General features: G+C 59.1%; 13 protein-coding genes. 8 read left to right on the forward strand and 5 right to left on the reverse strand.

Annotated elements, in window-relative coordinates; translation table 11 throughout:
- Positions 1 to 232: 232 nt before the first annotated feature.
- From B3M58_RS21295 to B3M58_RS21310, 4 genes are all read left to right on the forward strand, one after another.
- Positions 233 to 1,228, forward strand: coding sequence for a tyrosine-type recombinase/integrase (locus tag B3M58_RS21295; RefSeq protein WP_296222276.1), 996 nt, complete (start codon positions 233 to 235; stop codon positions 1,226 to 1,228).
- Positions 1,229 to 1,522: 294 nt separating this feature from the next.
- Positions 1,523 to 3,604 (forward strand): N-6 DNA methylase, encoded by a 2,082-nt coding sequence (locus B3M58_RS21300; RefSeq protein ID WP_296222277.1) that lies wholly within the window; start codon positions 1,523 to 1,525, stop codon positions 3,602 to 3,604.
- A complete protein-coding gene (locus B3M58_RS21305; protein ID WP_296222278.1) occupies positions 3,601 to 4,737 on the forward strand; it encodes a restriction endonuclease subunit S in 1,137 nt (378 codons plus the stop codon). The genes B3M58_RS21300 and B3M58_RS21305 overlap by 4 nt, the downstream gene beginning before the upstream one ends.
- Entirely contained in the window at positions 4,734 to 5,297 is a 564-nt protein-coding gene (locus B3M58_RS21310; protein ID WP_296222280.1) for a helix-turn-helix domain-containing protein, read from the forward strand. The genes B3M58_RS21305 and B3M58_RS21310 overlap by 4 nt, the downstream gene beginning before the upstream one ends.
- Positions 5,298 to 5,599: 302 nt before the next feature.
- Here the strand turns inward: B3M58_RS21310 and B3M58_RS21315 are convergent, their stop codons facing one another.
- The 5 genes from B3M58_RS21315 to cadR form a co-directional block, all read right to left on the reverse strand.
- Entirely contained in the window at positions 5,600 to 6,466 is an 867-nt protein-coding gene (locus B3M58_RS21315) for a sterol desaturase family protein (RefSeq protein ID WP_036992931.1), read from the reverse strand.
- A 68-nt stretch (positions 6,467 to 6,534) separates the two neighbouring features.
- Complete coding sequence (locus B3M58_RS21320) at positions 6,535 to 7,281, reverse strand: helix-turn-helix transcriptional regulator (protein WP_036992934.1); 747 nt, start codon at positions 7,279 to 7,281, stop codon at positions 6,535 to 6,537.
- Positions 7,281 to 7,790, reverse strand: coding sequence for a signal peptidase II (gene lspA, locus B3M58_RS21325; protein ID WP_003452327.1), 510 nt, complete (start codon positions 7,788 to 7,790; stop codon positions 7,281 to 7,283). The genes B3M58_RS21320 and lspA overlap by 1 nt, the downstream gene beginning before the upstream one ends.
- Complete coding sequence (locus tag B3M58_RS21330) at positions 7,787 to 8,134, reverse strand: DUF3703 domain-containing protein (RefSeq protein ID WP_024015047.1); 348 nt, start codon at positions 8,132 to 8,134, stop codon at positions 7,787 to 7,789. Before B3M58_RS21330 ends, lspA begins: the two co-directional genes overlap by 4 nt.
- Before the next feature lie 130 nt (positions 8,135 to 8,264).
- A complete protein-coding gene (gene cadR, locus B3M58_RS21335; RefSeq protein WP_024015046.1) occupies positions 8,265 to 8,672 on the reverse strand; it encodes a Cd(II)/Pb(II)-responsive transcriptional regulator in 408 nt (135 codons plus the stop codon).
- A gap of 100 nt (positions 8,673 to 8,772) precedes the next feature.
- Here cadR and B3M58_RS21340 point away from each other — a divergent pair, with 100 nt between their 5' ends.
- The 4 genes from B3M58_RS21340 (at position 8,773) to B3M58_RS21355 (ending at position 13,725) form a co-directional block, all read left to right on the forward strand.
- Positions 8,773 to 9,666 carry a cation transporter gene (locus B3M58_RS21340; RefSeq protein WP_414704120.1) on the forward strand — a complete coding sequence of 298 codons (894 nt, stop codon included), beginning with the start codon at positions 8,773 to 8,775 and terminating at the stop codon, positions 9,664 to 9,666.
- 254 nt (positions 9,667 to 9,920) lie between these two features.
- A complete protein-coding gene (locus B3M58_RS21345; RefSeq protein WP_003465068.1) occupies positions 9,921 to 11,600 on the forward strand; it encodes a Mu transposase C-terminal domain-containing protein in 1,680 nt (559 codons plus the stop codon).
- Between the two features lie 2 nt (positions 11,601 to 11,602).
- On the forward strand, positions 11,603 to 12,511 hold the full coding sequence (locus B3M58_RS21350; protein WP_003465065.1) for a TniB family NTP-binding protein: 909 nt from the start codon (positions 11,603 to 11,605) through the stop codon (positions 12,509 to 12,511).
- Positions 12,508 to 13,725, forward strand: a complete 1,218-nt coding sequence (locus tag B3M58_RS21355) for a TniQ family protein (RefSeq protein ID WP_003465063.1) — start codon at positions 12,508 to 12,510, stop codon at positions 13,723 to 13,725. The genes B3M58_RS21350 and B3M58_RS21355 overlap by 4 nt, the downstream gene beginning before the upstream one ends.
- Positions 13,726 to 13,767: the final 42 nt, after the last annotated feature.

Below are 13,767 nucleotides of genomic sequence, written 5' to 3' on the forward strand. Positions count from 1 at the left end.
CAGTTGCACTGCAAAGGCCCGACAGGGAAGGTTTCGCGGATTAGAGCGGTCTTTGCGGCTTCCATGGGTGCTCCTGTATGATTGATGGCACAATTTTGGCACAGTGCGGTTGAAGATGGCGACGTTCAGGAAGAAAGGCCCATACCAGTGGCACGCCCAAATCAGACGTAAAGGGTGGCCCCAACAGACACGCACATTCAATACCCAGGCAGAGGCAAAAACCTGGGCGACCATGATCGAACGCGAAATGGATGCCGGCGTGTTCGTCAGCCGCAACGAAGCCGAGGCCACCTCCTTCTCCAGCGCGCTGGAGTTGTACGCCAAGGAGGTGACGAGCAAGAAGCGCAGCAGCGCCTCCGAGCTATCGCGCATCCAAGCTATGCAACGCCACCCTCTAGCCCTTCGCTCGCTTGCGAGCATTCGTGGCTCCGACATGGCCACTTACCGCGACATGCGCCTCGAAGAGGGCCTGGCCCCCTCCTCCGTGCGCCGTGAGCTGGCACTGATCTCTCACGTATTCACCATCGCCCGCAAAGAGTGGCGCATGGAGTCACTGAGTAACCCCGTCGAGCTGATCCGCCAACCGAGCGTTGATGATGCACGCGAGCGGCGAATCCTTAGTGCCGATGTATGGACACGCAAAGATGGGAAGCTGGTATGCGAGCACCTGGATGAGCTGGAAATGATCTGCCGCCACGCGCGCTCGGCTGAACTGCCGAGGATCGTCGCCTTTGCCGTGGAGACAGCAATGCGCCGCAGTGAAATAACCGGCCTGCTTCGCGTCAACGTCAACCGGGACAAGCGGGTCGCTCTGCTACCCATGACCAAGAACGGCTCTGCCCGTGGCGTACCCCTTTCCAGCAAAGCTGTGGAGATACTAAAAAATCTCCCCGAGCGTGACGATGGTCGCTGCTTTAAGAGCCGGCCAGACTCAATCACCAAGGCATTTGCGGATGCCATCACCGATGCTCGCAGCGCTTACACGGAAGGGCTAAGCCTTCACCTCAAACAGAAGAAGCTCTCCCAGGGCAAGATCGACAAACACATCAGCGATGACCCGTTTCTGATGGACTTACGCCTTCATGACCTGCGCCATGAAGCCACCTCGCGCCTGGCCGAAATCTTCCCCCTGCACGAACTGACCAAAATCACCGGGCACCAGGACACGCGGATGCTGATGCGCTACTACCACCCGAGGACAGAAGACCTTGCCAAAAAACTTCAGTGACAACGGCCCTCGAAGGCTGAGCGCCGAGGAAATTGATGAGCTGCTCCAAGATATGCAGGCCGCAAGCGCCTGGGTGCGCGCAGAGCTAAAACGTCGACGCGCGCAACGGGAGCAACCCGAACAGCAGCCCGAGGTGCCAAATTTTAGCCGCTAAAATTTTCGAGCTGTCTCTGCAATCAATGCAGCAGGCCTGTAGAAAACACCAAGACCAATAACTTCTTTAAACTGCCCGCATTCTGCCTGGCACTACCAAGGCAACGGACAATCACTGATTCAGCAACGGACTACCGCACCATGGCCCAATTGGAAAACATCGAGGCAATCGAAAAGCGCCTCTGGTCTGCCGCCGACACCCTGCGCGCCAACTCCAACTACGCGGCCAATGAATACTTCATGCCCGTTATGGGCCTGATCTTTCTACGCCATGCTTACAGCCGCTACCTGGCCGTGAAGGATGACATCATTGCCAGCCTGCCCAGCCGGGGCGGCAAGACGCGAGAAATCACCAAAGAAGACTTTTCTCAGCGCGGCGCAATTTATCTGCAACCCCACGCTCAGTTCGACACCCTGGTTGGCTTGCCGGATAGCGCAGACCGCGCCCAAGCCCTTATCAGCGCGATGGAAAGCATTGAGGCCGACTACAGCTCCCTGGCTGGCGTACTGCCCAAGGCGGAATATCAGCAGCTGGAAAATGGCGTGCTTGGTCAGCTGCTGCGCACCCTCAACCCAGAGGAACTGAAAAAGGCTACCGGCGATATCTTCGGCCGCATCTACGAATACTTCCTCACGGCCTTTGCTGACGTAGGCGCACACGATGGTGGTGAGTTTTTCACCCCTGTATCCCTGGTTCGGATGATCACCAACATCATCGAGCCCGACCACGGCAAGGTGCTCGACCCCGCCTGCGGCTCTGGCGGCATGTTTGTACAGAGCGCGCATTTCGTAGAGCGCTTGCAGCAAAACCCCAGCGAGCTGTTGACCTTCTACGGCGCGGAGAAAAACGCCACCACCATCCGCCTGGCCAAGATGAACCTGGCCGTGCATGGCCTCAGTGGTGATATTCAGAAAGCCATCAGCTACTACGAAGACCCGCACGAACTGTTGCACAAGGCCGACTTCGTAATGGCCAACCCGCCGTTCAACGTCGATGAGGTGGACGCTGAGGCAGTCAAGAATGACCCGCGCCTGCCCTTCGGCTTACCCGGTGTAAACAAGGGCAACAAGGTCAGCAACGGTAACTACCTGTGGATTTCCTACTTCTACAGCTACCTGAACGACAAGGGTCGCGCCGGCTTCGTGATGTCATCCCAGGCCTCCAGCGCCGGCCGCGACGAAGCCCGTGTACGGCAGAAACTGGTGGAAACTGGTCATGTCGACGCCATGGTCGCCATTCGCTCTAATTTCTTTTATACCCGTACCGTACCTTGCGAGTTGTGGTTCTTCGACAAAGCCAAGCCTGCCGAGCACAAAGACCATGTGCTGATGCTCGATGCACGCAACACCTGCCGCAAGGTCACCCGAAAGATCTATGACTTCGCCCCAGAGCAACTGGCCAACCTTACTGCCATCGTCTGGCTGTATCGGGGCGAGCAACAACGTTTCCTCAACCTGGTTGCAGAACACCTTGGCGAAACGGTTGCGGCTGCACGCGCCTGTGGCGAACCTCTGATCGCTCTGCGCAACGCAATCGACCTTCTGACAGATCAAATCAAGCCCGCCATCTACGCTACCGGGAATGCAGATATGAACCAGTCCTTGGTCGAGCTGGTAGCAGCCACCACCGACTACTGCGCCGAAGCAGGTGCTTTCGATAACGATGTCACTGCCTGCAACAGCTTCTGGCAGGGCGTAACCCCTACCAATGCCTTGCTACTTGCCACTGGAAACAAGTTCAAAAGTCTGGCTGAACATAGTCGCGATTTAATCAAGGATGTTGACCAGCTCTACAAGCTCGCCAGTCGTCTGATCGAAGACCTTGAAAAGATCTCAGGTGAGACTGGCACGCCAAACCCCGCCGTTCGTGAACTAAACCGCAGCCGTAAATCTGCTGATGACTTACGCAAGTCCGCGGTCGAAGCACTAAAGCTGATACGCCATCACTGGAAAGCTGCCCATTGGTTACAGGAGAAATTCCCATCTGCTGAGTTGCGCGATATTCCTGGGCTGGTCAAGGTCGTCAGCCTAGTGGAAATAGCAGCCAACGACTGGTCGTTAACCCCTGGTCGTTATGTGGGCCAGCCGCCGGAAGAACAGGACGATGACTTCGATTTCGAGCAGGTACTTCGCGAGCTTCATATTGAGCTACAAGGCCTTAATGAGGAGGCAATGGCGCTTGCGGCGAAAATTACCTGTAATTTCGAGGGAATGGGAATATGAACAGGAAAAGCTGTTTGCTTGGCGATTTCTTGACCCTAAAGAGGGGGCACGACTTACCGTCCCAAATGCGCCAAGAAGGGTGCATCCCCGTCGTTTCCTCTGCTGGAATTACGGGCTACCACTCTGAAGCAAAGGCATTTGCACCAGGTGTAGTGACTGGCCGATATGGCACACTTGGAGAAGTTTTTTTTCTTGAGGAGGACTACTGGCCACTAAACACAGCTCTCTATGTTGTGGATTTCAAAGGTAACGACCCAAGGTTTACAGCCTATTTCCTAAGAAATTTATTGAAAAACTATCAGAGCGACAAAGCTGCTATTCCTGGTGTGGATAGAAATGTTCTGCACGCCCTAGAGGTAAAAATTCCAAGCGTTGATATACAGGTACAGATATCCCAAGCTCTCTCTAACTATGATGATTTGATCGCAAACAACCGCCGGCGAATCGAGATACTGACCAGAACCGCCTCCTTGCTTTACCGCGAATGGTTCGTTCACCTACGCTTTCCAGGTCACCAGCTAACAAAAATTACTGATGGCGTTCCCGATGGTTGGGGGAAGCGATCTCTTACCGAACTAGCTGATACTGTTTCCTATGGTTTCACGGCCAGCTCAACTACTGAGCCTGTCGGCCCCAAATTTCTCAGGATCACGGATATAGTCCCAAGCTCCATTAGCTGGATAAATGTCCCTTTCTGCCTCGCGTCTGAGAAAGAAATATCTAAGTATCGACTAAACCCCGAAGACATCGTTGTAGCTAGAACCGGCGCGACAGTAGGTTATGCGAAACAAATTCACTACTGCGAAGTAGATACTGTTTTTGCCTCATATTTGGTCAGGTTTAAATTTTCAAATTCAATCGACCCCCTGATTCCCGGCACATACATGCAATCAGACGAGTATAAAAATCATGTACGCGCGAACGCAGGTGGTGCAGCACAACCAAATGCAAACGCAGTGATCTTAGGGGGGGCGAAAATACTGGTTCCCCCGACATCAATCCAGCGAGCTTTCCGAGAGTGGGTTACTCCAATCAATAATCAGATCGCTGCCCTCGAAAAAAGTATTGAACGGCTATCGAATGCCCGCGACCTCCTTCTCCCTCGCCTAATAAACGGTGAGTTAGCCGTATGACGTTGGAAAATCAGCACCTCGACCGCAAATCCCTGCGTAAGGTGACAGGCAAGTCCGCCAATTGGCAGGAGCTGGCCTCCGATTGCGTCTGCTTTGCCAACAGCGCAGGCGGAAAGTTGCTGATCGGCATCGAGGACGGTGCCGAGCAACCGCCTGCTGAGCAACGGGTAGAGCCGGGACTGCTGGATACCCTGCGCCGCCGGGTTCAAGAGCTCACCGTCAACGTCATTGTCGCCCCGCGCCTGGTAACTGCCGAAAACGGCGGCCAGTACGTCGAACTGACGGTAGCCAAGGCCTTTGGTGTGGCTTCCACCTCCGACGGTCGCTATTTCCTGCGTGTTGGCGACAGCTGCCAGCCAGTGCTAGGCGATGACGTGATGCGCCTGCTTAACGAGCGCCCCGGCGTGCCCTGGGAAGCGTTGAGTAACCTGCAGGTGCCACGCACAGCCGTCGACGCAGGCAAGCAGACTGAGTTAGTGCAGCGCTTGCGTGCTTCGGATCGGGTCAAGGCAAACACCAAGGAAAAGAGCGATCCAGAACTGCTCGATCACTACGTGTAACGGCTTGCAAACGAAAACGTCCCGACCTGCAATCAATACGATTTTCGACCGGAATTAACTGCGACTGACCGGCCCGGCAAACCAGTATTAGCTGCGAATGAACCTGCATTTATCCGCGCTGACCTGCATTCCATGGCTACCAACCAGCATTAATTGCAAATGACGGGGCTTATAGGTAGTGAATCGATTGCCTCGTTAGAGCGCATGTCTGCTTGGCATGCGGGAACATCTAGTCTCTTCCGCCCACGAGCCAGATCATTCCAGGCAAACACATGGGGCCTACAGCTTTGAGGCCCACTACGCTATGTGCGGGCTCGGTCTCGCCCAAAGGGTTCGGTCAACTGACCAAGGTAACCCTTGGGATAGTCCCTCTCACGCAAGCCGACATTGGCGTCGCCCTGCTTTCCTGTACTGTCGTAGAACGTCCCGAATAGCCGATCCCACACCATCAGAAATTCGCCGAAGTTCACCTGGGCATCTTCGAAGTCGCGCTTGTGGTGCCAACGATGAATTTCAGCCACCCCGATGACATGGCGCAGCCAACCCAGCCGGTAATCCAGGTTCGAGTGCTGAAAGCCCAAGTGAACGGTCAGAATGCCGAACCAGGTGGCAACCACTGCCGAAGGCGCGCCGGATGCAAACAGCAGCACCAATCCCGGGCCAGCCATGAGCATCGCATGTAGGGGATGCCGGCGCTCCCCATTCATCCAGTACAAGCGCTCGGCGCTGTGGTGAATCATGTGAAAACGCCACAGCCAGGGTACGTGGTGGCTGATGCGGTGCATGGCATACAGGCTCAGATCGAGCACGACGGCGACCAGCAGCAGCTGAACCCAAAGTGGACTCTCGACTGGGAAGAGACGAACTGTAGCCGGCACTGCATCGCCCAGCCTGGCCAGGATTTCGGCGGTGAACTGGATGACGGAAAGATTCACCAGCATATGCACCAGGTCGGTCAGGGTGTCCTGGTGATCCTCCAGCCAGCCCTCCCGGAAAGGCTGGATACGCTCCAGCCCCGCGACGGCCAATAGACCGACTGCGGCTACCAAGGGTGTGCTGGGCCAGTACGGCACCCCGGCGTACAAGGCCCAGACCATGAAGGCGGCGCTGCCACCAAACACGAGCGGATAGCTCAACCAGCGTAGGGCGAATCGAAGAGAAGTGGACATCGCTCAGCTCCTATGTAGAGAGCCTTCACGGTAGGTGCAGAGGACGACGTTCGACTTGAACGAAAGAGCTATGACTTCTGGAGATCGACCGCAGCCAGGGCGGAGGACGGATCGATGCCCAGCAGCGCCCTGAATGTCCGGGAGAAATGCGCCGAGTCGGAAAAACCTGCCGCATGCGCGGCTTCGGTCAGCCGTCCCCCTTTGGCCAGGTGTTGCAGGGCTTGGGTGAGGCGCAGCCATTTGACATAGCTGCGCAACGGCAGGCCGGTTTGCTCCACGAACCAATGGGAAAAACGCGTGGGTGACAAATGCACCAACGCGGCCATTGCCTCACGCCCCATTTGGCCTTCGCGCAGCGCTGCGGTGACCTTGGTCAAGCGCGGATCAGGGATTGGTGGATCGGCAAGCCGCAACAGCCGACGTACCTGCGCCTGCAACTGGACAGGCGAATGCCCCGACGCCCTCAGTGCCTCGACCATCGCAGCAATATCGGCCGCTACGATCTCCATCAGCCTCACGGCTCCGCTCACCCGCAAGGCACGCGCCTCATCGGACAGCACATCCAGGTAGATCGACAGGACCTGCCCAGCACTGAGCCGGTGCTTCAAGCCTGCCGGAATCAAGATGGCAGCCCCAGATTGCCCACCCAACGGCGTTTCAACCGTTATCGCGGCGTCGAGCCCCACTGCAATTTGATGTGCTTGATGATGGTGCCAATCCTGGTGGGCGGCATGGCCGAGAAAGACGCCGATACCGGGGCCGACCCAGGCATGGCCTGACCAGCGAGCCACTTCTGCGGCATCCGAGCTTCGCATTATCTGCCCCGGTCCAGTTCCGCGCTTGGACTCAGCACACTGCTCAGGAGCAACATGGCGGCACCGCCCACGATGCCGATGTCCGCCAAGTTGAATGCAGGCCAATGCCAGGATTGCCAGAAAAAATCCAGATAGTCGATCACATGGCCTCGGAAGCTGCGATCGATCAGATTCCCCACTGCCCCTCCCAGTATGAGGCTATAGCCCAGCGCTTCGAGCTTGGCCCTGGGCTTACGCAAGAGCAACGCGAGCCCAATCGAAACAACCAGTGCGAGGAGAATGAAGAAGTAGCGCTGCCAACCGCCCGCGTCAGCTAGGAAGCTGAACGCTGCGCCGGTATTCCAGAAATGGACCAGATTGAAGACTGGGGTCAGAGGAACCACGGCGCCGACCGAGAGCGAACCCTCAATTACATATTTGATCGCCTGGTCGGCCAGGGCAACGGCTAGCGATAGCGTCCACCAGAGCCCGGGAGTGATACGGTGCGCCATTCCAAGTGGCGATTTCATTGTTTCGCTCCCTGAAACAGTCGCTGCAATCCGGGTGAGACGGGCATCGGCGCGAATGCACTGATCCTCGCGCGTCCGGTATTGCCGAGCGGTACCCAGATCTTCGAGAACAACACGGCAGCGATGATCCGTGGTGCTTGGCCGAACATTTCCCGGTAGTCGCGCAACTGCCAGCCAGCCCTTAGCATCAACCAATGGCTCCGCGCATGCAGGACGGGCATGTGCTGGCTCAAGATGTGGGCGCGCTCGAGCCAGGGGAATGCCTCGGTTGGCGCCTTTTCACGGAGTGCTGTCCTTGCCTGGAAAAAGGCTTCATCGATGGCATTGCGGAGGGCGGTATTCATCTGGAACTCACTTGCGCAGCAGTTGGAAGGCCATGATTCTGGGCCGATCGTGCAAGTGAACACCCTGTAGCCGCTATAGGGTCAAGCTCTACGATTTGAGCAGAAGCGAATGGCACTTTTCTAGCGCGCCTTATGGAAGCCGTTTGCCTCCCTCCACTAGACCCGAAAGTATTCCGCAGTCCAGGCTTTGTCGTTCGTCATCGCAGCAGCTGCGTAACGTCACCAACTGGTTTTCCAGGGCTTGCAAGGATGCGATCTGGGCCCTGACCTGGGCGATATGGCTATCAAGCAGCGTATTGACCGCCGCGCACGGTTGCTGCGGCTGTGCTTGAACGCTCTGCAAAACACCAATTTCGTCCAACGACATGCCAAAGGACCGGCAACGGCGGATGAACAGCAGTTTCTCCACATGATCCGCTTCGTAGGCTCGGTAGCCATTTGCCTGGCGATTGGGCGATGCAAGCAGGCCCTGGCGCTCATAGAAACGAATGGTCTGAATGTCCGCTCCCGTCAGCTGTGCAAGTTGACCAATGCGCATAGGCTGCTCCTCGATAAACAGCCAGTATATCCAGGCTTGACCCTATACCTGCTATATGGTTTTCAATTGCCAGAATTGAACCTGATAGGAGAGGCGGATCATGAGCTCGTGTGAAAAATCCTGTGGCTGCGGTTCAGTGTCAGCGCCTGCTGAAGCAGCGAGCGCGCCCTCGACCGAAGGAGCCTGGGTCAGCCATTTTTCTGTACCCAAGATGGATTGCCCTTCGGAAGAGCGAATGATTCGGCTCGCGCTGAATAGCTTGCCTGAGCTTCGTTCGTTGTCCTTTGATCTGAGCAGCAGGCAGGTACTCGCTTTCCATGACGGGGCGGTTGACCCAATCACTACCAAGCTGGAGTCCCTGGGTCTAGGGGCAGCGCTACTGGGGACTCAACCAGCTAGTCAGGAAGCAGCCTCGACCAATCGCGCTGATGAGGAATTAGCGGCGTCGAAAGAGGCGAGCACCCTGAAAATTTTGCTCGGCATCAACGCTGCCATGTTTGTTATCGAGATGGGCGCAGGGTTGATCGCTCAGCCGACGGGCCTTATTGCCGACTCGCTGGACATGTTTGCGGATGCTGCCGTCTATGGCTTGGCTCTCTTTGCCGTCGGCCGCAGTGCACAGCTGCAAGTTCGCGCTGCGCACCTGGCGGGTTTCTTTCAGATCCTGTTGGCACTGGGCGTACTCGTGGAGGTGGCTAGACGCTTCCACTATGGCAGCGAACCTGAGTCGATGCTGATGATGGGGATTGGCTTAGTTGCACTCGTCGCAAACGCCAGCTGTCTCTTGATGATCTATGGCCATCGCGAAGGCGGTGCACACATGAAAGCGAGCTGGATTTTTTCGGCCAACGATGTGCTCGCGAACATTGGCGTTATCGTCGCCGGCGCGCTGGTTGCGTGGACGGGCTCTCCCTACCCAGACTTGGTGATTGGTACGGTCGTTGGCCTCATCGTATTGAACGGTGCGCGCCGAATCCTGGCATTGAAAGCCTGACCAACCGATCCTGTATTCCATCGCGATGGGCTCACTTTCTACAAGTGAACATCAATGGTACGGACAGTCCAATAAACCTTCGTTTGTTGGACTCCACGCTCTGAGCAGGCATGTCGTTTTCAGAAGACGACCGCACCATCTGACTGGATGTAACGCCTGGTGTGCATACGGCTCCTGACAGCCCAATATCAGGAGTCGTCTGCACCAATCTCGACTATGCTCAATACTCGTGTGCACCAAAGCGAGGTTTGGGCATGACATCAGACACTCCACCGATTGCCGCGCAAGGCGTGGCCACCCTGCCCGACGAGGCATGGGCGCAAGCCCGGCACCGGACGGAAATCATCGGGCCACTGGCAGCGCTTGAGGTGGTCGGGCATGAAGCCGCCGATGAGGCAGCCCAAGCGCTGGGCCTGTCCCGGCGACAGGTATATGTCCTGATCCGTCGCGCCCGGCAGGGTACTGGCCTGGTAACAGACCTGACGCCCGGCCGATCCGGCGGCGGCAAAGGCAAGGGGCGCTTGCCGGAACCGGTCGAGCGCATCATCCGCGAGCTGCTGCAAAAGCGCTTCCTGACCAAGCAGAAACGCAGCCTGGCGGCGTTCCACCGCGAAGTCGCGCAGGCGTGCAAAACCCAGAAGCTGCCGGTGCCGGCGCGCAACACCGTGGCCCAGCGGATTGCCGGACTACACCCGGCGAAAATAGCCCGCAGCCGGGGCGGGCAGGACGCTGCCCGTCCCTTGCAAGGCGCGGGTGGCATTCCGCCCGAAGTCACCATGCCGCTGGAACAGGTGCAGATCGACCACACCGTCATCGACCTGATCGTGGTCGACGAGCGCGACCGGCAACCGATTGGCCGCCCATATTTGACCCTCGCCATCGACGTGTTCACGCGCTGCGTACTCGGCATGGTGGTCACGCTGGAAGCGCCGTCCGCCGTCTCGGTCGGCCTATGCCTCGCGCATGCCGCCTGCGACAAGCGGCCCTGGCTGGAAGGGCTGAATGTGGAAATGGACTGGCCGATGAGCGGCAAGCCCAGGCTGCTCTATCTGGACAACGCGGCCGAGTTCAAAAGCGAAGCGCTGCGCCGTGGCTGCGAACAGCATGGCATCCGGCTGGACTATCGCCCACCAGGCCAGCCGCACTACGGCGGCATCGTGGAACGGATCATCGGCACGGCGATGCAGATGATCCACGACGAATTACCGGGGACGACCTTCTCCAATCCCGGCCAGCGCGGCGAGTACGATTCCGAGAAGATGGCCACCCTGACGCTGCGCGAGCTGGAGCGCTGGCTCGCGTTGGCGGTAGGCACCTATCACGGCTCCGTGCACAACGGCCTGCTCCAGCCGCCGGCCGCGCGCTGGGCCGAGGCCGTGGAGCGCGTTGGCGTCCCGGCCGTCGTTACCCGCCCCACCGCGTTTTTGGTCGATTTCCTGCCGGTGATCCGCCGCACCCTGACCCGCACCGGCTTTGTCATCGACCACATCCACTACTACGCCGACGCCCTCAAGCCGTGGATTGCCCGGCGCGAGCGCTTGCCCGCCTTCCTGATCCGGCGCGATCCGCGCGACATCAGCCGCATCTGGGTACTGGAACCGGAAGGTCAGCACTATCTGGAGATCCACTACCGCACCTTGTCCCATCCGGCCGTCACCCTCTGGGAACAACGCCAGGCGCTGGCCAAATTGCGTCAGCTCGGGCGCGAGCAGGTGGACGAGTCGGCGCTGTTCCGCATGATCGGGCAGATGCGCGAGATCGTGACCACCGCCCAGAAGGCCACGCGCAAGGCGCGGCGCGACGCTGATCGCCGCCAGCACCTCAAGACGTCGGAGCCACCGGCCAAGCCCATACCGCCGGATGTGGACATGGCTGACCCGCAGGCAGACAACCTGCCGCCGGCCAAACCGTTCGATCAGATCGAGGAGTGGTAGCCGTGGACGAATATCCCGTCATTGACCTGTCCCACCTGCTGCCAGCGGCACAGGGTTTGGCCAGGCTGCCGGCAGACGAGCGCATCCAGCGCATTCGCGCCGACCGCTGGATCGGCTACCCGCGCGCGGTCGAGGCGCTGAACCGGCTGGAAACTCTGTATGCGTGGCCGAACAAGCAACGCATGCCAAACCTGCTGCTGGTCGGCCCCACCAACAACGGCAAGTCGATGATCGTCGAGAAATTCCGGCGGGCGCACCCGGTCGGCACCGACGCTGACCAAGAACATATCCCGGTGCTGGTCGTGCAGATGCCGTCAGAGCCATCGGTGATCCGCTTCTATGTCGCGCTGCTGGCTGCGATGGGCGCGCCGCTGCGCCCGCGCCCACGGCTGCCGGAAATGGAGCAACTGGCGCTGGCCCTGCTGCGCAAGGTCGGCGTGCGCATGCTGGTGATCGACGAACTGCACAATGTACTGGCTGGCAACAGCGTTAACCGGCGCGAGTTCCTCAACCTGCTGCGCTTCCTCGGCAACGAGCTGCGTATCCCCCTGGTCGGGGTCGGCACGCGCGAGGCGTACCTGGCCATCCGTTCGGACGATCAGTTGGAAAACCGCTTCGAGCCGATGCTGCTGCCGCCGTGGGAGGCCAATGAGGACTGCTGCTCGCTGCTGGCCAGCTTCGCGGCGTCACTCCCGCTACGGCGGCCATCCCCGATTGCCACGCTGGACATGGCCCGCTACCTGCTCACCCGGAGCGAAGGCACCATCGGCGAGCTTGCACATCTGCTGGTGGCGGCGGCCGTCGCCGCCGTGGAGAGTGGCGAGGAAGCGATCAACCACCGCACGCTCAGCATGGCCGACTACATCGGCCCCAGTGAGCGGCGGCGACAGTTCGAGCGGGAACTGATGTGAAGTCCGCGCCGCGCTGGCCGCTGCATCCGGCACCCAAGGAAGGCGAAGCCCTGTCCTCATGGCTCAACCGGGTCGCCGCCTGCTACCAGATGGACGTGCACGAGCTGCTGGCCCACGATCTTGGTCACAGCCAACTTGATGACCTGGATACCGCACCATCCTTGTCGTTGCTGACGGCGCTCTGCCAGCGCAGTGGCGTCGAGCTGGAGCGGTTGCGCAGCATGAGTCTTGCAGGCTGGGTGCCGTGGCTGCTCGACAGTCTCGACGATTCGGTACCAGCAGCCTTGGAAACCTATACATTCCAATGCGCGGTGCTCCTGCCCAAGCGCACCCGCAAGGTGCGGTCCATCACTCGCTGGCGTGCCTGGCTACCGAGCCAGACGATTCGCCGGGCGTGTCCGCAGTGTCTGAACGATCCAACGAATCAAGCTGTGCTACTCGTCTGGCAGCTCCCCTTGATGCTGAGCTGCCCGCAGCATGGCTGCTGGCTGGAGTCCTACTGGGGCATGCCCGGCCGGTATCTTCAGTGGGAAATCGCCGATGCTGCGCCGCGCCCTGCCGATGACGCAATCGCCTGCATGGACCGGCGCACCTGGCAGGCGCTGACGACGGGTTTTGTGGAGCTGCCGCGTCGGCGTGTCCACGCCGGCTTGTGGTTCCGGCTGCTGCGCACCCTGCTTGATGAGCTGAACACGCCGCTCTCGCACTGCGGCAGTTGCTCGGCGAGCATCCGCCATGTCTGGGAGCGCTGCGGCCATCCGCTGCGCGCCGGGCAGAGTCTGTGGCGTCCCTACGAGATTCTGGCCCCGGCGGTGCAGTGGCAGATGCTGGAGGCGGCGGCCACCGCCATCACGCTGATCGAGTCAAAGGCGCTGATCCCGCGCGGGGAACAGGCCGCGCTGTTTCAGACGGAGCCGCACACTGGTTTCACCAACGGCCTGCCGGCGAAGGTGCCGAAGCCGGAACCCATCAACCACTGGCAACGAGCAGCCCAGGCCATCGATGAGGCCATCATTGAAGCGCGACACAACCCGGAGACGGCCCGCTTGCTGTTCACACTGGCGTCCTACGGGCGACGCGACCCCGAATCCCTGGAACGTTTGCGCGCCACGTTCACCAAGGAGGGCATCCCGCCGGAGTTTTTGTCACATTACGAGCCTGAATGGCCGTTTGCAGGTCTTAGACTAAATGACGGGTTAAGTGACAGTTTTTGACGGCGAGAACTTTCTGGCTCACACTGTCACATAATCGAACGT

The sequence above is a fragment of the Pseudomonas sp. UBA2684 genome (assembly GCA_002354655.1).
Lineage (GTDB): Bacteria > Pseudomonadota > Gammaproteobacteria > Pseudomonadales > Pseudomonadaceae > Aquipseudomonas.